Origin of the sequence: Nocardioides limicola (genome assembly GCF_016827675.1) — a bacterium.
Taxonomy (GTDB): domain Bacteria; phylum Actinomycetota; class Actinomycetes; order Propionibacteriales; family Nocardioidaceae; genus Nocardioides; species Nocardioides limicola.
The window spans coordinates 46,314-68,735 of record NZ_JAERJA010000010.1; the positions used below are offsets into that span (position 1 = coordinate 46,314).

The window sequence follows — 22,422 nt, forward strand, 5'->3', positions numbered from 1 at the left end:
CCGCTGATCCGGCTGGGTGTTGATCGTATCGGTCACCCCTGAGTTTGGACTGGTCGCAACACCTGGGATAGCCTCACCCTTGCTTCACGCGCGAGTGGCGGAATAGGCAGACGCGCACGGTTCAGGTCCGTGTGTCCGAAAGGACGTGGGGGTTCAACTCCCCCCTCGCGCACGTGTGACAGGCCCCGGGTCCTCGGATCCGGGGCTTCGTCATTTCGCGTCTCTGATCTCGGCCACCCAAGTACGCCGACGCATCGCCGGCGATCATCCGACGCCCGGAGACTTCCGCACCAACTGCGCGCGCGGAGCGTCGGCAGCGTGCGCCCAGCGGCGACCGAAGGGCAGCGCTGCGCCGATGGAGAAATGAAGCGTGTACTGCGATCATGAGCGCGTGAGTGCCCCATCCCCGGAGGCCCTGGCCGCCGCCCAGATCGCGCTGAGGGCGGGCGCTGCGGCAACGGCGCGGGAGGCTCTGGCGGGGGAACCGCTCACCGCCCCGGTGCTCGAGATGTTGGCTCGAGCGGCCTACCTCGACCTGGACTTCGGCGGGGCCATCGAGCAATGGGAGCAGGCCTACGTCGCCTACCGCGCGGGGGACGACACCGTCGGCGCGGTGCGCGTCGCGCGAACGCTGGGCGGCATGTACTTCGCCATCGTCGGCGACGCCGTTGTTGCTGGCGGCTGGATCGGGCGTGCTCAGCGGATGCTGGGGGAGGTCGGCGCTTCTGCGGAGCATGGGTGGGTCGCACTTAACTGCGGCATGGCCGCGTCGGACCGCCGTACCAAGGAAGTGCTGTTCCGTCAGGCGCTGGACATCTCCCGCCAATGGCGAGACACCGACCTCGAGGTGGCGGCGCTGGCCTATCTGGGCGCGAGCATGGTGCACGGGGATCGCGCTGCGGACGGGATGGCTCTGCTCGACGACGCCCTGGCGGCAGTGACCGGCGGCGAGATCGATGACCTGTGCGTGCTCGAGGAGGTCTTCTGCCAACTCTTCGCCGCGTGCGAGCACGCGCTCGACGTCGGTCGGGCCGATCAGTGGATCCGGGCCGGCGAAGCCCTCGCCGCGCGTCGTGGACTGCCTGGCATCTCCGCCTTCTGCCGGACGCACTACGGCGCGATCCTGACCGCGGCTGGGCGCTGGCGAGAAGCCGAGCAGGTGCTGACCGAGGCGATCGACCTCTGGGGTTTGGGGCAGCGCTCGTCGCTGCGGTTGGGCGCCGTGACCCGGCTGGCGGATCTGCGCGTGCGGCAGGGTCGCCTGGATGAGGCCGAGGCGCTCCTGCGTGAGCTCGATGTGGACGCAGCCGTCGATGCCGCCCGGCCGCTCGCCGCAGTCCATCTCGAGCGAGGCGAGCCCGCGATCGCGCACGAGATCCTCATCCGCGCGTTGGGGACGATCGAACCGTCCGGGTCCGCCGCCGTCCCGGTTCTGGCGCTGCTGGTGGACGTCCAGATCGCGCAGGACCAGCACGAGGCGGCGACGGCGTGCGCCGACCAGCTCGTGGAGATCGCGAAGACGCACGAGAACGACTGGGCAGGGGCGGCTGCCGCCGCTGCCTGCGGCAGGATCGCCGTGGCCTCCGGTGTCGGGGATGGGCTGGACTGCTTCCGGCGGGCGATCGGTGGGTTCGCCAGAGCAGGGCTCCCCCTCGAAGCGGCCCGCTGCCGCCTTGACCTCGCGCGGGTCCTCGCTGCCGACCGGCCCGAGGTCGCAGAGGCGGAGGCGCGCACCGCCCTGGCCGTCTTCGAGAAGCTGCAGGCGCCCCTGTACGTCGAGTCCGCGACCGCGCTGCTCGATGAGCTGGGGTCTCCAGCAGCACCGCGCCCCCAACGCCGGCCTCCTCACCAGACGAGAGACCGAGGTGCTCCAGCTGATCGCCCGAGGGCTGGCCGACAGGCAGATCGCGGCCCGGCTGACGCTGAGCGAGCACACCGTCCATCGCCACGTCTCGAACATCCTGGCCAAGCTGGGCGTCGGGAAGCGCTCCAGCGCAGTGGCCTTCGCGGTCCGGCACGGCATGCTCGATTGAGCGGCGGACATGGCCGAGACCGGCCATGTCTCCACGATGGCCACTCTGAGCGATGCGGCGGCACGCCCGCATGGCGGAGCCTCGACGTACCTAATCGAAGGAGATTGCCATGACCGACATGCGCACCGCCGAGGGTTCAGCACCAGTCCAAGGTCCGTTGTGGGGGGCGCGTCCTCGCGACTGGGCCGCACAGGAGGAACGGCACCACAGTATCTACGACAACATCTGGCCGCTCGTCGATGTCCCCGCGGGGGGCTCCGTCCTCGACGTGGGCTGCGGCGCCGGAACGTTCTGCCGACTCGCCGCCGCGCAGGGATACCAAGTCACCGGGATCGACGCCGCCGCGTCGTTGATCGACCTGGCCGGTGAGCTGGTCCCGGACGGTGAGTTCCACGTCGGAGACCTCCAGTTCCTTCCCTTCGCCGACGACCACTTCGACTGCGTGACCGCGTTCAACTCGGTCCAGTTCGCGGCCGATCCGGGCGCCGCGCTCGCCGAGATCAAACGCGTCGCGAGGCCGGCAGCCCCCGTCGTCATCGTCGTGTGGGGCCGACCGGAACACTCCGAGCTGACCGCCATCGTCACCGGGCTCGCGCCGCTGCTGCCACCGCCGCCGCCCGGGGTCGGCGGACCTGCCGCGCTCGCCGAGGAGCATGTTCTGGACACGCTCATCGAGCGGGCCGGCCTGCGGGCCACGGCAAGCGGATACCTTCCCGTTCCGCTCGACTACCCTGACCAGGAGGCGTTCTTGTTGGCAAACCTCTCCACGGGAGTCGCAGCCGTCGCGATCCGGACATCCGGCGAGGACGCCGTCCGCGATGCGATCCTGCGCGCCGCGGCGCCATTCCGAACCGCGAGCGGCGGATACCGGATCGAAGCCGAGTCGCGCTACGTCATCGCCTCGGCGTGACCTGGGGTCGGACCAGTGGTGGAACGGGTTCGCGCCGCCGCGCTCAGGGGGGCGGCTGGTCAACCGGACACTGGCTCGTGCACCCCTGGGGTGCACGCCCCCGAGGGAACGGGACCAACCGGAGGCAACGGAACGCCGGTTTCGCGCTCAGGACGCGGGTTTTCGTGTGATCGAGCGTGGTGCTCCTACGGTTCAACTCCCCCTCGCGCACAACAGCCCCCGGGTCTTTGACCTGGGGCTTTGTGTTTGGCGGGAACCGTCAGTTCGGCTCCGATCACGGCGAGCGCGTCCACTCCTCGAGCACTACCAGCGTCTTGGTGCCGACCACTCCGTCGCCGGAGCGCAACCGGCTGACCACGCTGCGCAGGTGCTCGACACCGTCCACCCGGATCCGGACCAGCGCGTCGGGGTCGCCGGCGAGGGTGAGCACCTCCTCGACCTCCGGGATCTGGGCGACCGACTCCATGATGGCAGCCAGATCGCGGTGGCCGTCGAAGCGGAGCTCGGTGACCGCCTCGATGCCCGCAGCGATCCGGCTCTGGTTGATCTGGACCGTGTAGCGACCGATCACGCCGGTCGCCTCCAGTCGGGCGATCCGCCGCTGCACGGGTGCGACGGTCAGGCCGACCGCCTGGGCGATCTCACGCAGCGGGCGGCGCGCGTTCTCCCGCAGCAGGCGCAGGATCTCACGGTCGGTCTTGTCCAGGCTGGCCTGATCGCTCACGCAACAGATGCTACGTCCGACGTCCTACTACGTGTGCAGATCCGGGTGGGAATGGCCTCAGGTTTGCGATCTGTCGCTAAATGCAGCGAAAGCGGTTGTGGTCTGAGTCACGAGGCGAGAGGCTCGGTGCACCGCCGCGCACCCCTGAGATGGAGTCCACCCATGACCATCGCCCCTCCCGCCCCGCACGACACCCGCGCCACCGCCGCCGACCCAGTCGACGTCCTCGGCAGCAGCGCCCACGAGCAGGTCATCTTCTGCCGGGACGAGGCCACCGGCCTGCGCGCGATCATCGCGATCCACGACACCACCCTCGGGCCCGCCCTCGGCGGCACCCGCTTCTACCCCTACGGCTCCGAGCGCGAGGCACTCGCCGACGTGCTCCGGCTCTCGGAGGGGATGACCTCCAAGGCCGCAGCTGCCGGGCTCGAGCTCGGCGGCGGCAAGGCCGTCATCATCGGTGACCCCGCGACGCTGAAGACCCCCGACCTGATGCGTGCCTATGGGCGCTTCGTCGACTCGCTGTCCGGCCGCTACTTCACCGCCGCCGACGTCGGCACCACCGCCGGCGACCTCGACCACGTGGGCGAGTCCACGGAGTACGTCGTCGGCAGCAACCGCGGCTCCGGCGACAGCGGCTTCTCCACGGCGTACGGCGTGTTCTGCTCGATGCGTGCCGCCGCCGAGCATCTCTGGGGGGCCGCTGGTCTGGCCGGTCGACACGTCGGTGTCGAGGGCGTCGGCAAGGTCGGCAGCCACCTGGTCGAGCTGCTGCTCGACGCGGGCGCGCAGGTGACCGTCGCCGACCCGTCCGCCACGTCGATCGACCGGCTGCGGCAGGCACACCCCGGCGTCGCCGTACGGTCCTCGGTGCTGGACGCCGACGTCGACGTCTACGCCCCCTGCGCCCTGGGCGCCACCCTCACGCCCGCCACGGTGCCGCAGCTGAAGGCCGCGCTCGTCTGTGGTGCCGCCAACAACCAGCTGCTCGACTCCTCGGTGGCCACGCTGCTCCGGGAGCGGGGCATCACCTGGGTGCCCGACTTCGTCGCCAACGCCGGCGGCCTGATCCAGGTGGCCAGCGAGATATGGGAGCACACCCCGGAGCAGGTGCGGGCGCGGATCGCCGCGATCGGGACCACGGTGCGCGACATCCTCGACCGCGCCCAGACCATCGGCGAGCTGCCCGGCGACGTCGCCGACACGATCGTGCAGGAACGGGTCGACGCCGCACCCGCCCGCGACCGGCGGGACGCCTGATGACCGAGCTTCTCAACCCCCCGGCCCCGCAGACCGACGCCTACGACCTCGCCGACCGCTACCGCGTCGGCGGCCCCCCGACGCTGCTGACCGGCGTACAGGCGATCGCCCGCCTGCTCATCGAGCACCGTGCCCTCGACCGCCGCCGTGGACTGCACACGGCATCGTTCGTCTCGGGCTATCAGGGCAGCCCGCTCGGCGGCCTCGACCGGATGCTCGCCGAGATGAAGGACGTGCTCGACGAGAACGACATCCGATTCGTGCCCGGCCTCAACGAGGAGCTCGCGGCGACCGCGGTGTGGGGGAGCCAGATCGACCTCCCGGCCGCGCCTGCGAAGTACGACGGCATCACCGGCTTCTGGTACGGCAAGGGTCCGGGTGTCGACCGGGCCACCGACGCCCTCCGACACGCCAACATGTACGGCGTCAACCGCCGCGGCGGCGCGGTCCTGCTGGTCGGGGACGACCCCGCCTCGAAGTCGTCGACGGTGCCGGCGGTGAGCGAGCGATCCCTGGCGGCACTCGGGATTCCAGTGCTCTTCCCGCGCAACTCCACCGAGATCGTCACCCTCGGCCTGCACGCGATCGAGATGTCCCGCCACACCGGCTGCGTGGTCGCCCTCAAGATCGTCGCCGACGTCGCCGACGGTGCCTGGGTGATCGACAGCGCCGACCTGGACCTCACTCCGGTGACGCCGGCGATCGAGTGGAACGGCAACCCCTACGCCTACGCGCAGAGCCCGATCGTGCTGCGTCCGCCGATGATCGTCGGCGCCGAGGCCGAGCTCGTCGGACCGCGCACCGCGCTGGTCCACGACTACTCCGCACGCAACGGCCTCAACGTCACCGAGATCGACGTCCCGGGTGCCCGCCTCGGACTGGTCGCCTCCGGCAGCTGCTTCGACTCGCTGCGTCAGGCCCTGACCGACCTCGGCATCAGCGACGACGCACTGGTCGCCGCCGGCGTACGCCTGATGCGGATGGGGATGATGTCCCCGGTCGAGCCGGAGGCCGTACGACGATTCGCCGAGGGGCTCGAGCAGATCCTGGTCGTCGAGGACAAGACCTCCTTCATGGAGATGCAGATCCGCGACCTCCTCTACGGCACCGACCGCGCCCCGGCGATCCTCGGCAAGAAGGACGCCACAGGCCTGCCGCTGATCCCCGCCGACGGCGAACTGACCGCGGGACGCCTGCTCGCGCCGCTGCGGCACGCGCTCGAGGGCTGGGTGAAGGTGACGCCGCCGAAGCCGAAGCGGATCTCGTTGCCTTTGCTGCCCGTCAACCGGTCGGCGTACTTCTGCTCCGGCTGCCCCCACAACCGCTCGACCGTGCTGCCCGAGGGATCGATGGGCGGCGGCGGCATCGGCTGCCACGCCATGGTCACCATCTCCGACCGCCCCGACAGCGCCGTCACCGGCGTGACCCAGATGGGCGGCGAGGGCGCCCAGTGGATCGGCCAGGCGTGGTTCACCGACGCCGAGCACATCTTCCAGAACGTCGGCGACGGCACCTTCTTCCACTCCGCCCAGCTCGCCGTCCAGGCGTGCATCGCGGCCGGCGTCAACATCACCTACAAGGTGCTCTACAACGACGTCGTCGCGATGACCGGGGCCCAGGACGCCGAGGGCGCGCTCACCGTGCCGCAACTCACCCACAAGCTGCACACCGAGGGCGTCAAGAAGATCATCATCTGCGCCGACGAGCCGGGCCGGCACCGCCGCCGCGACCTGGCCCCGGGCACCCTGCTGTGGGATCGCGACCGTCTCGACGAGGCGCAGCGGATGCTCCGGGAGATCCCCGGCACCACCGTGCTGATCTACGACCAGCACTGCGCCGCGGACGCCCGCCGCCAGCGCAAGCGCGGCACCCTGCCCGCCCGCACCCAGCGCGTCGTCATCAACGAGGCGGTCTGTGAGGGCTGCGGCGACTGCGGCGTGAAGAGCAACTGCCTGTCGGTGCAGCCGGTCGAGACCGAGTACGGCCGCAAGACCCGCATCGACCAGACCTCCTGCAACACCGACTACAGCTGCCTGGACGGCGACTGCCCGTCGTTCGTCACCATCGAGACCGCACCCAAGACCCGCCGGCTGCGCCGCAAGCGGGCCGGTGCGCCGGCCAAGGCGCGCAAGCGCACGCAGATCGCCGCCCCGCCGGAGGTGGCCGCCAGTGACGCCGAGCAGACCATCACCACCACCCAGAACGTGTTCATGGTCGGCATCGGTGGCACCGGCATCGTCACCGTCAACCAGGTGCTCGCCACCGCCGCCCTGCGGGCTGGTTACGCGGTGGAGTCGCTCGACCAGACCGGCCTGAGCCAGAAGGCCGGCCCGGTGGTCGGTCACCTGCGGTTCGCCGCCGGCGACCTCGAGCCCGCCAACCGGCTCACCCCCGGCTCGGCCGACTGCTTCCTCGGCTTCGACCTGCTCACCATGGCCGAGGAGCGCAACCTGGTCTTCGGTGACCCGACGCAGACCACGGCCGTGGTCTCGACCAGCCGCACCCCGACCGGGTCGATGGTCTTCGACCCGGCGGTGAAGCACCCCGACGAGGCGGGCATGCTCGACCGGGTCCGGACCGCCACCTCCGAGTTGTTCGGCTTCGACGCGCTGGAGGCCGCCGACCGGATCTTCGGCAACACTATGGCCGCCAACTTCCTGCTGGTGGGAGCGGCGTACCAGACCGGCGCGCTGCGCCTGCCGGCCGCAGCGATCGAAGAGGCCATCGAGATCAACGGCACCGCGGTCGCGGCCAACGTCGCCGCCTTCCGCTGGGGGCGGGCCGCCGTCAGTGACCCCGCCGCCTTCAGTGCCGCCGGTGTCGTCGAGCGGCCGCAGCCGGCGCCACGCGTGGTGCCGGCGTCGGTGGCAGCGTCCGGCCTCGACGGCGAGGTGCTGCGACTGGTCAGCCTGCGCGCCACCGACCTGGTCGACTACCAGGACGCCAGGATCGCGGATCTGTACGTCGACGTGGTGGCCCGCGTCGCCGCCGCCGAGCGTGGCGTGACCGGCGAGACCCGCTTCAGTGAGGCCGTGGCCCGCAACCTCTTCAAACTGACGGCGTACAAGGACGAGTACGAGGTCGCCCGCCTGCTCACCGACCCGGAGTTCCTCAGCACCACCGGCGAGGCCTTCCCCGGCGGCACCATCGCGTTCAAGCTGCACCCGCCAGCGCTGCGCGCGATGGGTCGGGACAAGAAGATGTCGTTCGGTCCCAGGTCGCAGGTCGCCCTGCGCGCCCTGGCCCGGATGAAGCGGCTGCGCGGCACCCGGCTGGACCTGTTCGGGTACGCCCACCTGCGCAAGGTGGAGCGGGACCTGCGCGACCACTACCGCCACCTCGTCGAGGACCTCGCCGGGTCGCTGACCGTCGCGGAGTACGACCGGGCGGTCCGGATCGCCGAACTGCCCGACCTGGTGCGGGGCTACGAGACGGTGAAGTTGCGCAACGTGGCGACCTACGTCGCCGAGCTGCGTGCGCTCGGCGTGGAGCCGCCGGCGTCGGTGGCCGACGTCGCCTGAGCGCCGTTGGCCCCACCCCACGAACGGTGCACGTGCACCGCTTGCGTCGTGGGAAGCGGGAGATCGGCCCCGCAAACTGCACATGTGAGTCGGACTGCGAGGTCCGCGCGGCGAGCCTGTGGATAACCTCGGCGCGCTCGGACGGATCCGGGCAGGCTCGTGGCCATGGATCTGCAGCGTCCGTTCTCCCGCTCTGAGGCGGTGGCGACCGGCATCAGTGCTGAGGTACTGCGCGGACCGCGGTTCCGACGGATCTTCCGCGGGATCTACGTGGACGCCTCGGTCCCGATAACACCGATGCTGCGGGCCGAGGCTGCACTGGCGCCCTTCCCGGACTCGGCTCATCTCAGCCACGCCTCCGCCGCGCGTCTGTACGACGTGCCGGTCCCGACCCTGCCCGAGGAGCACGTCACGGTGTGCTCGCCCGGCGACCGGCGCCGCCGCGACGGCATCAAGGTCCACGTCGCCCAACCGGATCAGGTCAGAGTGGTCGGCGGGCTCCGGGTCTCGACCTGCGGCGACATGTTCATCGAGTTGGCCGAACTGCTGCCGCTGGTCGACCTGGTGGTGGTCGGCGACACCTTGGTCCGGCGTGGGTGGCTGACGCCCGCGGAACTCGTCCAGCATTGTGCGGTAAGCCGTCGCCTCGGCACCCGCGCCGCTCGCCGCGCAGCAAGCTATGTGCGGCCGCGCGTGGACTCGCCGATGGAGACGCGCCTGCGGATGCTCATCGTCCTTGCGGGGCTGCCCGAGCCGGAGGTGAATGTGACGATCCGAAACGTCGTGGGCGAGCCGATCCGCAGGTACGACCTGAGCTATCGACGGTCGCGCACCATCGTCGAGTACGACGGCCGCCACCACATCGAGCGCGAGCAGCAGTGGGAGTCCGACCTCGATCGTCGGGAGGCGATCGATGACGACAAGTGGCGGATCCTCGTCGTGATCGCCAAGGGCATCTACGCCGAACCGGAGCGGACGCTGCAGCGGATCCACCGGGTGCTGCGCGCGCGGGGCGAGCCGGGCGTGCCCGCTCAGCTCTCCGATGACTGGCGTCCACACTTCCCCGGACACCGGTGATCGGCTCCACGCAAACTGCACATACGCACCTATGCAGGGGCGGATCGCGGGCGATCGGCCCCGCAAACTGCACATGTGGACGATTGGGGGGATCTCACGCAGACTTTGGTCCCGTTTCCTCGCAGGACCTTCGTCACAGTATGGTGTCCGTAGCGTCTAGCCAGTGACCAACGCGGCAGCCTGTCGTTGAGGTCTTGTAAGGATGCACCCGTGTCCGAGCTCGAGGCTCGGGCAAACCGTATGTGTCGGCCTACGGGGGACTCGAGGTTGAGGCTCGTAGACGTGGACACTGAAGACCAGGAGATATACCCGTGAACCGAACGGTAATGCGAATCGGAGCTGCTACGGCAGCGGCCGCGCTCACCATCCTCACTGTGGCCCCGGCTCATGCCGCCATCGTGTCCCAGTCCACTGCCAATGCCCTCACCTTGGGTATCGCTGGCAATGAGTTCGACTCTGGCACCGTCCAGGCCACCCACGATGGCACCAGCGAGTCCGTCACCGGTGAGACCAACCCCACGGTCGGCCTGTTGGACGGCCAGGACCTGCTGCAGCTGAGCGTGCTCGCCCAGGAGGCCACCGCACGGGTGCTCCAGAACGGTGACGGCAACTCGTTCGCCTGTTCCGGTGTCGCCGGTGAAGGCGGCGCGGTCGTCGAGGTCGGCGACTCGTCCTGCATCGCTCCCGGTGAGCCGATCAGCGTCAGCCTGGCCAACGTCGACCTGAGCAACGCGGACCTCTTCAACGTCCAGTCCGCCCTCGCCCCGCTCAACGCAATCGGCGACCCGCTCATCGACGCTCTGCTCGGCCCGCTCACCAGCGCGCTCGCGGACGCGATCGGCGACACGGCGCTCGGTGAGATCGGCCTGTTCGGCTCGCTCGGTGCCGTCGAAGCCCGCTGCGTCGCGCTGCCCGGCTCTGCTGAAGGCACCGCGAACATCGTGGACGGCGACATCTACCTGCAGATCCCCGGCGGCGACCGGATCAACCTGGTCAGCCTGCCTGCCAACCCGGCCCCGAACACCGAGGTCCTGGTTCAGATCGACGACGTGGTCAACGTGCTGCTCGACGGAGTTGAGCAGCAGGTCGCGAACATGCTCGACGGTGCCCTCGCCGAGGTCAACAACGCGCTGCTCAACCCGCTGCGTGACCTGCTCCTCGACGAACTGCTCGAACAGCTCAACGAAGGCCTGCTGCCGCTGACCAGCGCCCTGCAGGACAACCTGCTCAAGGTGGTACTCAACAAGCAGTCCGCTTCCGCCGGCTACATCGAGGTCACCGGTCTGAGCCTTGAGGTGCTGCCCGCCGCGATCGAGTTCATCGACGCTCCGCTGGTGAACGCCGAGATCGCCAACGTGACCTGTGGCCCGAACGGTCGCTTCGCGCCGCCGACGGGCCCGGAGGGGCCGGAGGAGCCTGAGGAGCCGAAGGAGCCCAAGGAGCCCAAGCTTCCTGAGGTCCCGACCGTCGTTGCCTCCGGTGTCAGCGGTGGACCGAACTACGGCGGCATCGCCGTCGGCCTGCTGCTCACCCTGGCCCTCGCCGGTGGTCTGCTTGGCCGGAGGAGCATCCTGCAGTGAATCGTGACCGCGTCGGCGAGTACCTGCGAACCTTCGCAGCATCCCTCCTGGCGTTCTGCCTGGTGTTGGTACTCGCCGGCGCGGTGCTCCCTTCGGCTCCTGTCAAGGAGCCGAAGGTGGCACCGGCCCAACCGGTCCGACTGATCGTCCCCTCGATCGACCTGAGGGCACCGATCCGCAACATCGAGGTCGACATGGACGGGGTGCTATGGCCCCCGGACAACGTCAACGAGGTCGGTTGGTGGGAGCGCAGCGCCAAGCCCGGCGCCACCCGCGGCCAGACCGTCATCACCGGCCACACCGTGGCCCGCGGTGGTGGCGTGATGAACGACCTGGGTGACGTCGAAGTAGGGGACACCGTCCGGGTCCGCACCCGGGAGGGCCTCTTCGACTACGAAGCCACCGAGATCTTCGTCTACTCCCGGGCCGAGTTGGCAGAGAACGCCGAGATGCTCTTCGGTCAGGACCGCAAGCAGGTCAGGCTGGTGCTGATCACCTGCACCGACTTCGACGGCAGGGTGTACCAGTCCAACATCATCCTGTTCGCCAAGCCGATCGGCTCACGTCCTCACGAGGAGCGCTCGGAAGCACTGAACTGAGAGCCGTGATGAGGCCGTCGATCCGCCGTACCGCGGCGTGGTCGGCGGCTTTCGTCGTGGTGGCAGGAGGCATGCTGGTGCTGATGTACTCCCTGCAACGTTCCCTGATCTACTACCCGGACTCCTCGCCGGTGCCGTCGGCGAACGCGGTCATCCCCGGCGCGGCGGACCTGACGCTGAGGACCGAGGACGGCCTGGAACTCACCGCCTGGCACCTGCCGCAGCCCGACCCGGACGCCTGGGCGCTGCTCTACGCCCCCGGCAACGGCGGCAACAGGCTCGCCCGCGCGGACATCGCGGCTCAGTTCGCCGAGGCAGGGTTCGCTGTGCTGGTGATGGAGTACCGCGGCTACGGCGGCAACCCCGGCAGTCCGGACGAGCAGGGGCTCGCGAAGGACGCCCGCGCCGCAGCGGCCGCGTTGCGGGAGCTCGGCCACCCGCCGGAGCGGACCCTGTACGTCGGTGAGTCGCTGGGCACCGGGGTGGTCGCCGCACTGGCTGTGACCGATCCGCCGGCCGGCATCGTGCTGCGCTCACCCTTCCCCGAGCTCGCCGACGTGGCCGCTCATCACTACGGGTTCCTGCCGGTACGCCGGCTGCTGAAGGACCGCTATCCCACCACCGAGCATCTGGCCAGCGCCGGTGTCCCGGTGACCGTGGTCCGCGGTGATGCGGACACGGTCATCCCGACCGAACTGTCCGCCCGCGTCGCCGCGGAAGCCCCGGATCTGGTCGAGGACGTGCTGCTGGGCGGCGTCGGCCACAACGATCCGCCGATGTTCGGCGCGCCCCTGGTGGAGGCCACGCAGCGGCTGCGCGACGAGCTCAGCCGGCGCGGCTGATTTGGGTGCGGCCGACCTTCCCCAACCACCAGAGGCCGACCACCGGCAGCACCAGCGGCAGGTAGCCGTAGCCGGAGCCGAACTGCGACCAGACGGTGGCTGCCGGGAAGAGTTCGGGGCGGACCAGGCTCAGCGTCCCGACCGCCAGCACCCCGATCAACTCGATCAGGCAGGCGACCGTCGCCACCCAGAAGGCCACCGGACCGTGCCAGCGCAGCGCGACGGTGGCCACCAGGTAGACCGCCGCCGCGAAGGCGGACAGGCTGAAGGCCAGCGGCGCGTCATCGAAGCGGGTGCCGATCTGCACCGCCGATCGCGCTCCGGCGGCCACTGCGAAGACCGCGTAGACCGCGATCAGCACCGGCCGCATCAGTTCAAGGTCTGCTGGAGCCGGACCAGCATCACGCAGGTGGCCGCCGCCGTCACGGCGACGACTGCCAGGTGCGGTTTGGGTGCCGGCTCGCCCTCGGCCTCGGGGCGCCGGGACAGCAGCAGCACCGGGAGGCCCACCGCCGCCACGGCGTAGCCGATGTGGGTGGTGCGTTCAGGCGGCTGGTGACCCTGCAGCAGCATCACCACGTCGAGCGCGACCACGGCGACCACCGCGAGTTGGCCGACCCGCATCGCCATCCGGGCGAACTCCTCCACCGCGGGGACCGCCAGAGCGAGCAGCGACAGCACCGCGACAGCGGCGAGGAAGAGGGCGATGGTGAAGGTCAGTGTCGGGAACACGGCGCCGAGCCTATCCATCCGGCGCCGTGTTCGCCGATCCCGGCTAGTCTCAGAAGGTGTTCGGAGAAGACGCACAGCACCGGGTCGGCTCACTCGAGCGCGCCCACGCCCTGAAACGGCTCGCCCAGGCCCGCGATGCCGGCGTACTCAGCGAACCCGACCACGACGTCAGGGTCCGCAACGTCCAGGTCGCGCAACGGCGTGGCGAGATCCAGATGACCCTGATGGGGCTGCACGCCAGCACCTCCAGGGACGGGGCACCGGCCCCGTATCAGCCCGCCTCCATCCCGGTCCAGACCCATCACGTGGTCACGCCCGCCCGGCCCCCGAGCGGCAAGCGGACCAACTGGATCGCGCTGGTGGTGATCGCCATCGCCTTCGTGGGCTTCAACGTGGGGTCGGCGGTGTGGGAGCAGGGCCGCGGGCTCCTCGATGAGTTCACCAGCGTCCTCGACGACTCTCCCGACGAGATCGCCGCGGAGGGCCCGGAGCAGCTGCTCGACGGCGCCGGGGTGGCTGCGATCCGCGCTCTCGTCGAGGAGGAGTTGGGCCACGACGAGGTCGCCCACCTGCAGATCTTCGAGGACTCGTTCGTGGTCCGCGTCCCCGCCGGGGAGGGCAGTGTCGAGACCTGGTGGTGGCGCGCCGGCGTGTTCACGAGCGGCTCGGTCTTCACGGGCTTCGGCCCCACCTTCGACCTGGCCGATCTCACCCCCGCACTGGTCGACGAGGCTCTCGCGCTGGCCGGCACGCAGGCGCCGGGGCAGTCGCCGGACTACATCGTCATCTGGCCTCGGGGCGACGCGATGGAGTTGACCGTGCAGCATGGTGGGGCGGGCCATCGGTTCACGATCGGTGCCGACGGCACCCTGGACGGACGCTGATCGTGACCCGGGGCGCGGCTACTCGTTGGTAGTTGCACCGGTTCAACTCACCTGGGAGTGTCGTCGTGTCCCGTCGCCTGTCGCTCATCCTCGTCGCCGCGCTGGTGGCCGCCCTCGTCGCGGTGGTCACCCCGACGGCCGCCTCCACCCAGCGGGGCACCGTTGTCGGGCTCGGCGCTGGGGTGGCCGCCTCGCTGGCCGCTCCGCTGGAGACGGTCGCCCGGCCCCTGAAGCACACCCTTACCGCCGTGAACATGGGGGACCGGCCGGTGATGTTCGTCGGCAACAACTGGGCGGGCACCGCAACGATCGTCGATGCGCGCACCTTCACGCCGCTCAAGACGATCAACATCATCCCGGACAAGGCTGCTCGGATGCAGGAGATCCTCCTCAGCCCCGACAAGCTGGTCTTCTATCTGGCGATCCAGCAGATCGTGGGGGAGGGCAACGACCAGTACGTCGACGACATGTTCACCACCCGCGACGGCAACCTGCTGGCGGTCTCCCGACCGAGCTTCGCCGACGTGGTCTGGATCGACATCGCCACCGGCAGGATCGTCGCCCGGCAGCTGATGAACGGCTACCGCACCGACCACATGCAGGTCTCCCCCGACGGGCGACGGCTGCTGGTCTCCGACTCCACCGACCGCACCGTGCACGAGTACGTGATGGGCGGCTTGGACAATCCGCGCACCGGTGAGTACCTGCGCTCCTTCGAGTCCGGCGAGACGCCGCACGAGAGCGAGTACATCCACGACGGCGCGGAGATCCTGCACGCCAGCATCGGACGGGTCTACACCCCCGGCGACTACCCCGAGCTAGGCATCATCCACGACCTGATCAAGGCCGACCGCTGGTTCCAACGGGTCCGCAACTCCGACTTCAAGATCCTCGCGCGCTGGGACATGGGCAAGGAGTTGGCCGAGGCCGGCTTCCCGAACATGAGCTCGGCGGTCCGCCCGATGGCGGTCTCCCCGGACGAGAGGACGGTCTACCTGCAGGTCTCCTTCCACCACGGGTACGTCGTCTTCGACCTGGAGGCGCCCGACCTCAACGGCCAGGTCGACTACGTCGCCGGTGGTCTCCCCGAGCCCCGCACCGGTGCGGTCCGCGATGTGGTGCACCTGCCGATCGCCGACCACGTCCAGGGGATGCTGCGCGAGCAGTACGTGCTCGACTCGGCGCACCACGGGCTGGCCATCAACAAGAACGGCCGCAAGCTCTGCGTCGCGGGCACGATGAGCGACTACGGTGCCATCGTGCACACCGCCGACCCGAGTCGACGGAAGCTCTTCCACGGCGGCAAGAAGCCCTACTGGGCGACCACCAGCCCGTTCAGCAACCACTGCTGGATGTCGATGAGCGGCACTGACGAGGTCTTCGTGATCGACTACGCCACCGAGAAGGTGGTGGCCAAGGTGCCCGTCGGCCGGCATCCGCAACGGGTCCGGGACGGCAAGATCAGCCGCCGCGTCCAGCTCACGTTGTGACCACCGAGCCGACCCCGATGAGGATCGAGTCCTGGCAGCACGATGGCCTGACCTTCGAAGCCACCGACTCCGGGCCGCTGGACGGGCCGATCGTGGTGTTGCTGCACGGCTTCCCGCAGCGGCGTACCTGCTGGCGGCAGGTCGCCGCGCTCCTCAACGACCGGGGCGTCCGCACCATCGCCCCTGACCTGCGCGGCTACTCGCCCGGGGCCCGTCCGAAGCGGCGGCGCGACTACCGGCTGCCGCTGCTGGTGGGCGATGTGGCGGCGCTGCTGGAATGCACCGGTCCGGCGCACCTGGTCGGCCATGACTGGGGGGCCACGGTGGCCTGGGGGACGGCCGCGACTCGGCAGGAGTCGGTGCGGTCCCTGACGGCCGTCTCGGTGGCTCATCCGCGAGCATTCCTCGGCTCGATGCTGCGCAGCACCCAACTCGCCAGGTCGTGGTACATGGGGTTCTTCCAGATCCCGTTCCTGCCCGAGCTGATGATGCGGCGCCCGGCGGCGTACCGACGGTCGTTGAGCCATGCGGGGATGACAGAGGCCCAGATCGAGGAGTACGTCGAGGGGGTGCTCGCCGACGGCGCGCTGCGCGGTGGCCTCGGCTACTACCGCGGTCTGCCACTCACCTGGCCACTGGCTGCCGAACTCGGCCCGGTTTCGGTGCCGACCACGATGGTCTGGAGCGACGACGACGTTGCGCTGGTGCGCAAAGGCATCGACCTCACCCCGCGCCACGTGCATGCCGACTACGACCTGGTGGTGCTGCCCGGAGTGAGCCACTGGATCCCCGAGGAGGCCCCGGAGGCCTTGGCACAGGCCATCCTCGGCCGCGTCGAGGTCGGCTGACTCACCGGGCCCGACGCAGGAACTCGGCCAGGATCGGGCCGGCGGTCCGGGAGCCGGACTCGCCTTCGGCAACCAGTACCGCCACCGCCAGGTCGCCCTGAGCGCCGATCATCCAGGCGGCGGCGTCGGACTGGTCCTGCTCGGCGGTGCCGGTCTTGGCCAGCGCCGGCGGGCCGGGCAGCCCTGCCAGGAACCGGCCGGTGCCATCGCTGACGACGCCGCGGAGCAGCGCCTGCAACGCCTCGGCTTCTGCCTGAGTGAGTGGCTGCTCCGGCCGCGTCGGTGCGGTGTCGTGGTCGAGGACCAGGGTCGGGGTGACCGTCTCGCCCCGGACCACCGACGCCATCACCGCGGCCATCGCCAGCGGCGAGGCGAGGACCTGGCCCTGCCCGATCAGGGAGGCGGCCCAGCCGGTCTCGGACGCAGGCTCCGGCACCGAGCCGAAGTATGCCGGGAACCCCACCGACTGATCCACGCCCAGCCCGAGGGCCGCGGCGGCCTGACTCAACTGCGTCGGCTCGATCCGATCACGCGCCGCCATGAAGGCGGTGTTGCACGAGTGCGCCACTGCCCGGGCCAGGTCGATCCGGCCCAACTGCCCGCTGGGGTAGTCGCTGTAGTTGGTGAAGCGTCGTCCGTCGACCACCTGAACCGCGGCGCAGTCCAGTGCTGAGTCGGCCGTCAACCCCGAGCGCAGCAGCGCCAACGCGGTGACCGTCTTGAAGGTCGATCCGGGCGGGTACTGCCCCAGCGTCGCGGTGCTGTAGCCGGCCGAGCCCGGACCGCTGGCAACGGCCACCAGGTGGCCGTCGGAGGGGCGGACGGCGACCAGGGCGCTGGCGGGCGCCACGTCGCCGAGGAGCTCCTCGGCCAGTTCCTGGAGGTCCAGATCCATGGTGGTGCGCAGCGCCCGGCCGTGTTCCACCTCGACCGTGTGCAGCTCACGGGCGGTGGCGTCGACCGCTACCGCCTCCACCACCAGCCCGGGGTTGCCGGCCAGGTGCTCCTGATAGCGGGCCTGTAGTCCGGACAGGCCGACCCGGTCCCCAGGCTGCAACTCACCGTCGGACTGCTCGATCATCTCGGCGGTCGCTTCGCCGAACCGTCCCAGGATCGGCGCGGCGAAGGTGCGGGTGGGAGCAAGCGGGATCCGGGTGCCCAACGCGGCGGCGCCGGGCACCTCGTCGTACGAGCCGTCGGCGAGCAGGGGCGCCGCGTCGTCGGCCCGCAGGGTCACCGCCTCGACGAAGGCCCGCTCGCCCGCGGCGCGCACCCGGGAGACGTAGGCACGCCGGTCCACCCCCACGGTGTCCGCGACATGTCGGGCGGCCTCGATGGCTTGGGTGAGGTCGCCGCGGGACTTGTCGACGCCGAACCGCACCACGTCACGCAGCGTGACCAGCGGTTCGTCGCGGGCACCCAGGATGTCGCCGCGGCGGGGGGCGACGGTGCGCAGCCGCAGCCGTTCCCCCTCGACCAGCGACGGCTCCACCACCGAGGGATCCCACTGCAGCCGCCAAAGGCCGCCGTCGTCGGACGCGACCGACTCCAGGTGGGCGTTCGTGGTGTAGCTCCAGGTCTCGTCCTCAGTCAGCGCCCAGCGCCAGCGAAGTTCGGCGACCGCCACCACAGGTGTCTCGTCGGCATCGAGTCGGAGCTCGCCGAGTGAGACCTCCGGATCGCCTAGACCGTCGGTGATCTCGGCGTACGACGTGTCCGCATCGGCGCCGTACTCGGCCAGATCGCCGCCTTCCAGCGCCGCAACGAGCCGGGTGGCCGCGTCCTCGGCGCCCTCCAACGGGTCCGACCCCCACAGGGCGCAGGAGGAGGTGATGAGTGCGGTGAGCAGCGCGAGCGAGCCGAGACGCGAGGGCATGAGTCACATCCTGCCCGAACGCTGCGCGAACCCTGCATGACGCGACCCCCGGACCGGAAGGTCCAGGGGTCGAGGTCGATTGAGTTAGGCTGCGGTGCGTGGTGCGACGGCCTCGGGGGCGGTCCAGCGGGCCTCCATGTGCACGCGGCCGCTCTTGTCCTTGACGGGCACCCAGCGCAGGGTGAGGCCGCTTCGGCCGCACGTCCGATCCTTCATGAGACACCTCCTGTTCACCTTCTGTTCACTTAACGTACCCCAACACGTCACTCACCGCAAGCGATTCCCCACTGAGACACGAGAATCGGGTCCGGAGTGGACTCGTTGCTCCACTTGTGGGGCCATCCGAGCGGGGCGATCGGCGATCTCGCTCCACTGTGTCCGTCGGGCGCCCCCGCCACTAGGGTGCAGCCATGACCACCACCCTGATCACCGGCGCCAGCTCCGGTCTCGGCGCCGAGATGGCCCGCCAGTTCGCGGCGCTCGGCCACCACCTGGCGCTGACTGCCCGCCGTACCGACCGGCTCGAGGCCCTGCGCGAGGAGATCCTCGCCGCGCACCCCGACGTCCGGATCGAGGTACGCGCACTCGACGTCACCGACGACGAGGCGGTCTTCGCCGTCTTCGCCGAGGTCGCCGAGGCGTTCGGGACCCTGGACCGGGTCATCATCAACGCCGGACTGGGCAAGGGCGCGCCGCTGGGCACCGGCCGCTACGCCGCCAACCGGGAGACGGCGATGACCAACTTCGTGGCCGCACTGGCTCAGACCGAGGCAGCCATGGAGATCTTCCGCGCCCAGAAGCAGGGCCACCTGGTGATGATCTCGTCCATCTCCGCGCTGCGTGGCATGAAGAAGAACCTGACCACCTACGCCGCCACCAAGGCAGGGGTCGCGGCGCTGGCCGAGGGGCTGCAGAACGAGCGGGTGCCCGGGGTCGACGTGACCATCCTCTTCCCCGGCTACATCCGCTCGGAGATGAACGACAAGGTCGAACAGGCGCCGATGTTCATGGTGGACACCGAGACCGGCGTCAAGGCGATGGTGGACGCGATCGAGAAGCGCAAGGCCAAGGCCTCCGTGCCGGCGTGGCCCTGGATGCCCCTGGGCAACGTGGTGAAGCATGCGCCGATGCCGGTGGTCCGCCGACTCACCTGACCCCGATGTCAGGGGACCGCTTACGCTGTTCGGTGTGACCCTGCTGCTCGCTCGCCATGCCCAGGCCTCGTGGGGGGCCGACCACTACGACGCCCTCTCCGACCTCGGTCACGTCCAGTCACAACTGCTCGGCGAGGGCCTCGCGGCCCGGGACCTGCGTCCGGACCTGGTGGTGTCGGGGTCGCTGACCCGGCACGCCGAGACCGTCGACGGCATCTTCAAGGGCGCCGGCTGGGATCTCGACGTGGCCGTCGACGAGGGCTGGAACGAGTTCGACCACGAGAACGTGATCGAGGTCTACCAGAGCGGGCCACGCCGCGGAGTGATCGATGACGACGTCTTCCTCAACGCCATCGCCACCTGGCAGTCCGGCACCCGCGACCACGAGTACGCCGAGAGTTGGCCGGACTTCGCAGCGCGGGTGGCTGCGGCGATGGAGCGCACCGTCGCGCTGGCACCCTCCGGCCGGGTGCTCGTGGTGACCTCCGGTGGTCCGATCGGCTCCAGCGTCTCCCGGCTGCTCACCGGCAGCCCCGAAGGCTGGTTGCCGATCGCGTTCTCCTGCGTGAACGCGTCGCTGACCAAGCTGGCTCGACGTGACGGCAACCCGGTGCTGTTCAGCCTCAACGAGCACAGCCACCTCGGCGAGCACGTCACCCACCGCTGAGGCCGGTTCGCACGACGAATCGCCCGGCGCAGGCGGTTGCGCCTACCCTTGGACGGTGAACGACAGCCCGGCAGCCGCCGATACTTCCCCGAACTTCGCCGATCTTGGCCTCGATGATCGCGTCCTCGACGCCATCGTGAGCGTCGGCTACGAAACCCCTTCCCCGATTCAGGCACAGACCATCCCCGCCCTCCTCGAGGGCCGCGACCTGATGGGTCTCGCGCAGACCGGCACCGGCAAGACCGCCGCCTTCGCGTTGCCGATCCTGTCCCGCCTCGACCTGGCGCAGAAGACCCCGCAGGCGCTGGTGCTCGCCCCGACCCGTGAGCTCGCCCTGCAGGTCTCCGAGGCCTTCGAGCGCTACGCCTCCAAGTTGTCGGGCGTGCACGTGCTGCCCGTGTACGGCGGCCAGGCCTACGGCATCCAACTCTCCGCGCTGCGCCGCGGCGTACACGTCGTGGTCGGCACCCCCGGCCGGATCATGGACCACCTCGACCGAGGCACCCTGGACCTGTCCGAGCTGAGGTTCCTGGTCCTCGACGAGGCCGACGAGATGCTCAAGATGGGCTTCGCCGAGGACGTGGACACGATCCTGGCGACGACCCCGGCCGACAAGCAGGTGGCACTCTTCTCCGCCACCATGCCGGCCGCGATCCGCAGGATCTCCGCCAAGCACCTCAACGACCCGGTCGAGATCACGGTCAAGAACAAGACCACCACCGCGACCAACATCACCCAGCGCTACCTGATGGTCGGCCACCGGCAGAAGGTGGACGCGCTGACCCGGATCCTCGAGGTCGAGAATTTCGAGGGGATGATCGTCTTCGTCCGCACCAAGCAGGCCACCGAGGAGCTCGCCGAACGACTCCGGGCCCGCGGCTTCTCCGCCTCGGCGATCAACGGCGACCTCTCCCAGCAGCAGCGCGAGCGCACCATCGGCCAGCTCAAGGACGGCAGCCTCGACATCCTGGTGGCCACCGACGTCGCCGCGCGCGGTCTCGACGTGGAACGGATCAGCCACGTCGTCAACTACGACATCCCCACCGACACCGAGGCCTACGTGCACCGGATCGGTCGCACCGGCCGGGCCGGCCGCTCCGGCGAGGCCCTCTCCTTCGTGACCCCCCGGGAGCGGTACCTGCTCAAGGCCATCGAGAAGGCCACCCGCCAGGCGTTGACCCAGATGCAACTGCCCAGCATCGAGGACGTCAACGAGCAGCGGCTGGCCAAGTTCGACGACCAGATCACCGCCGCCCTCGAGGAGCAGGAGAAGGTCGCCTTCTTCCGCGATGTCGTCGCCCACTACGTGCGCGAGTACGACGTCGCCGACATCGACGTGGCGGCCGCACTGGCCGTCGTACTCACCGGCGAGGAGCCGCTGCTGCTCGACGAGCGGGCTGCGCTGCCGCCGCCGTCCGAGGGCGGCCGCGACCGGGCTCCGAGCGGCCGGCCTCCGGGCAGGGGCCGTCCCGGCTCCGAGGGGCGCGTGGTCTACCGGCTCGCCGTCGGCAAGCGGCACAAGGTCGAGCCGCGGCAGATCGTCGGCGCGCTGGCCAACGAGGGCGGCCTCAGCCGGGGCGACTTCGGTCGGATCACCATCCACCCGGCGTTCTCGCTGGTGGAGCTGCCCGCCGACATGTCCGTGGAGGTGCTGAACCGGCTCCGCGGCACCCGGATCTCCGGGAAGCTGATCGAGATGGAGGCCGACAGCGGTCCCGGCCCCCGTGGTCGCGGCGCAGGCGGCCCCCGGCACAGCGGCCCACCGAAGGGCCGCGGCCCGAAGGGCTGATCAGCGCGTCACACCCGGCCAGTCACACCCGCAGGCCGTGGTCGGCCAGGTGGTCGCGGAGCATGGTGGCGTTCTGGGCGTCGATGGAGAAGCTGGCCTCGCTGCCGGGGTTCACCGCGATCCCGGTGTCGTCGGGGAGGCTGAACAACGCCTCCACGCCGCTGATCTCGTCGAAGGCCGGCTCGAACTCCCCCAGGTCGGGGACCTGGTCGACGTCGGTGAACAGCGCCAGGCAGTCACCGCCGTCCTCCTCGATGACCAGCGCCACCGTCTCCCCGTCGGCCTCCACCTCGGGCAGCAGCAGCACCGAGGAGGCCAGCACCCAGAGCAGGGCCTCGGCTTCGATGTCGCCCTCGGCATGGGCCTGGATGGCCGCCTCGAGCACGGTCGGGGGGCGGGTACCGTTCACCTCGGTCATGTCGCCACCCTAACCACC

At 70.1% G+C, this 22,422-nt stretch carries 20 protein-coding genes and 1 tRNA gene; 15 read left to right on the forward strand and 6 right to left on the reverse strand.

The features are described 5' to 3' along the window. Positions 1-88 precede the first annotated feature (88 nt). From JKG67_RS15345 to JKG67_RS15355, 3 genes are all read left to right on the forward strand, one after another. A tRNA-Leu gene (locus tag JKG67_RS15345) sits at positions 89-172 on the forward strand. Positions 173-1,799: 1,627 nt separating this feature from the next. Continuing rightward, positions 1,800-2,033 (forward strand): response regulator transcription factor, encoded by a 234-nt coding sequence (locus JKG67_RS18625; protein ID WP_238998533.1) that lies wholly within the window; start codon positions 1,800-1,802, stop codon positions 2,031-2,033. Positions 2,034-2,142: 109 nt separating this feature from the next. Further along, complete coding sequence (locus tag JKG67_RS15355; RefSeq protein ID WP_203338214.1) at positions 2,143-2,943, forward strand: class I SAM-dependent methyltransferase; 801 nt, start codon at positions 2,143-2,145, stop codon at positions 2,941-2,943. Between the two features lie 274 nt (positions 2,944-3,217). On the opposite strand, the gene JKG67_RS15360 is transcribed toward JKG67_RS15355, so the two are convergent. Beyond that, entirely contained in the window at positions 3,218-3,667 is a 450-nt protein-coding gene (locus tag JKG67_RS15360; RefSeq protein ID WP_203338215.1) for an Lrp/AsnC family transcriptional regulator, read from the reverse strand. A gap of 162 nt (positions 3,668-3,829) precedes the next feature. On the opposite strand from JKG67_RS15360, the gene JKG67_RS18930 reads away from it, so the two are divergent. The 6 genes from JKG67_RS18930 (at position 3,830) to JKG67_RS15390 (ending at position 12,546) form a co-directional block, all read left to right on the forward strand. Then, positions 3,830-4,927 (forward strand): Glu/Leu/Phe/Val family dehydrogenase, encoded by a 1,098-nt coding sequence (locus JKG67_RS18930; RefSeq protein ID WP_203338216.1) that lies wholly within the window; start codon positions 3,830-3,832, stop codon positions 4,925-4,927. Continuing rightward, positions 4,927-8,448, forward strand: coding sequence for an indolepyruvate ferredoxin oxidoreductase family protein (locus JKG67_RS15370; protein ID WP_203338217.1), 3,522 nt, complete (start codon positions 4,927-4,929; stop codon positions 8,446-8,448). The genes JKG67_RS18930 and JKG67_RS15370 overlap by 1 nt, the downstream gene beginning before the upstream one ends. 165 nt (positions 8,449-8,613) lie before the next feature. After that, complete coding sequence (locus JKG67_RS15375) at positions 8,614-9,525, forward strand: DUF559 domain-containing protein (protein ID WP_203338218.1); 912 nt, start codon at positions 8,614-8,616, stop codon at positions 9,523-9,525. Positions 9,526-9,836: 311 nt separating this feature from the next. Further along, the gene (locus JKG67_RS15380) at positions 9,837-11,105 is read left to right on the forward strand and encodes a hypothetical protein (RefSeq protein WP_203338219.1); all 1,269 of its coding nucleotides are present in this window, start codon (positions 9,837-9,839) and stop codon (positions 11,103-11,105) included. Further along, positions 11,102-11,704, forward strand: coding sequence for a class F sortase (locus tag JKG67_RS15385; RefSeq protein ID WP_203338220.1), 603 nt, complete (start codon positions 11,102-11,104; stop codon positions 11,702-11,704). The genes JKG67_RS15380 and JKG67_RS15385 overlap by 4 nt, the downstream gene beginning before the upstream one ends. A gap of 8 nt (positions 11,705-11,712) precedes the next feature. After that, on the forward strand, positions 11,713-12,546 hold the full coding sequence (locus tag JKG67_RS15390) for an alpha/beta hydrolase (RefSeq protein ID WP_203338221.1): 834 nt from the start codon (positions 11,713-11,715) through the stop codon (positions 12,544-12,546). On the opposite strand, the gene JKG67_RS15395 is transcribed toward JKG67_RS15390, so the two are convergent. Together JKG67_RS15395 and JKG67_RS15400 are read right to left on the reverse strand one after the other, a co-directional pair. Further along, complete coding sequence (locus JKG67_RS15395; RefSeq protein WP_203338222.1) at positions 12,530-12,916, reverse strand: hypothetical protein; 387 nt, start codon at positions 12,914-12,916, stop codon at positions 12,530-12,532. The genes JKG67_RS15390 and JKG67_RS15395 overlap by 17 nt on opposite strands. Beyond that, complete coding sequence (locus tag JKG67_RS15400) at positions 12,916-13,278, reverse strand: hypothetical protein (RefSeq protein ID WP_203338223.1); 363 nt, start codon at positions 13,276-13,278, stop codon at positions 12,916-12,918. The genes JKG67_RS15395 and JKG67_RS15400 overlap by 1 nt, the downstream gene beginning before the upstream one ends. A gap of 56 nt (positions 13,279-13,334) precedes the next feature. On the opposite strand from JKG67_RS15400, the gene JKG67_RS15405 reads away from it, so the two are divergent. The 3 genes from JKG67_RS15405 to JKG67_RS15415 all read left to right on the forward strand — a co-directional run bounded on the left by JKG67_RS15405 (position 13,335) and on the right by JKG67_RS15415 (position 16,500). Beyond that, on the forward strand, positions 13,335-14,162 hold the full coding sequence (locus JKG67_RS15405) for a DUF1707 domain-containing protein (protein WP_203338224.1): 828 nt from the start codon (positions 13,335-13,337) through the stop codon (positions 14,160-14,162). 65 nt (positions 14,163-14,227) lie between these two features. Continuing rightward, positions 14,228-15,652 carry a YncE family protein gene (locus JKG67_RS15410; RefSeq protein WP_307816592.1) on the forward strand — a complete coding sequence of 475 codons (1,425 nt, stop codon included), beginning with the start codon at positions 14,228-14,230 and terminating at the stop codon, positions 15,650-15,652. Positions 15,653-15,669: 17 nt separating this feature from the next. Next, on the forward strand, positions 15,670-16,500 hold the full coding sequence (locus JKG67_RS15415) for an alpha/beta fold hydrolase (protein ID WP_203338225.1): 831 nt from the start codon (positions 15,670-15,672) through the stop codon (positions 16,498-16,500). A 1-nt stretch (position 16,501) separates the two neighbouring features. On the opposite strand, the gene JKG67_RS15420 is transcribed toward JKG67_RS15415, so the two are convergent. After that, entirely contained in the window at positions 16,502-18,376 is a 1,875-nt protein-coding gene (locus tag JKG67_RS15420; RefSeq protein WP_203338226.1) for a penicillin-binding transpeptidase domain-containing protein, read from the reverse strand. A gap of 84 nt (positions 18,377-18,460) precedes the next feature. Continuing rightward, positions 18,461-18,592 carry a hypothetical protein gene (locus JKG67_RS18935; RefSeq protein ID WP_275403394.1) on the reverse strand — a complete coding sequence of 44 codons (132 nt, stop codon included), beginning with the start codon at positions 18,590-18,592 and terminating at the stop codon, positions 18,461-18,463. A gap of 194 nt (positions 18,593-18,786) precedes the next feature. On the opposite strand from JKG67_RS18935, the gene JKG67_RS15425 reads away from it, so the two are divergent. From JKG67_RS15425 to JKG67_RS19115, 3 genes are read left to right on the forward strand one after another with little or no spacing between them, the layout of a single operon-like run. Next, on the forward strand, positions 18,787-19,530 hold the full coding sequence (locus JKG67_RS15425) for an SDR family oxidoreductase (RefSeq protein WP_203338227.1): 744 nt from the start codon (positions 18,787-18,789) through the stop codon (positions 19,528-19,530). 34 nt (positions 19,531-19,564) lie between these two features. Next, on the forward strand, positions 19,565-20,197 hold the full coding sequence (locus tag JKG67_RS15430; RefSeq protein ID WP_203338228.1) for a histidine phosphatase family protein: 633 nt from the start codon (positions 19,565-19,567) through the stop codon (positions 20,195-20,197). 55 nt (positions 20,198-20,252) lie between these two features. After that, positions 20,253-21,986 (forward strand): DEAD/DEAH box helicase, encoded by a 1,734-nt coding sequence (locus tag JKG67_RS19115; protein ID WP_203338229.1) that lies wholly within the window; start codon positions 20,253-20,255, stop codon positions 21,984-21,986. A 22-nt stretch (positions 21,987-22,008) separates the two neighbouring features. Here the strand turns inward: JKG67_RS19115 and JKG67_RS15440 are convergent, their stop codons facing one another. Continuing rightward, on the reverse strand, positions 22,009-22,404 hold the full coding sequence (locus tag JKG67_RS15440) for an SseB family protein (RefSeq protein WP_203338230.1): 396 nt from the start codon (positions 22,402-22,404) through the stop codon (positions 22,009-22,011). Between the last annotated feature and the right edge of the window lie 18 nt (positions 22,405-22,422).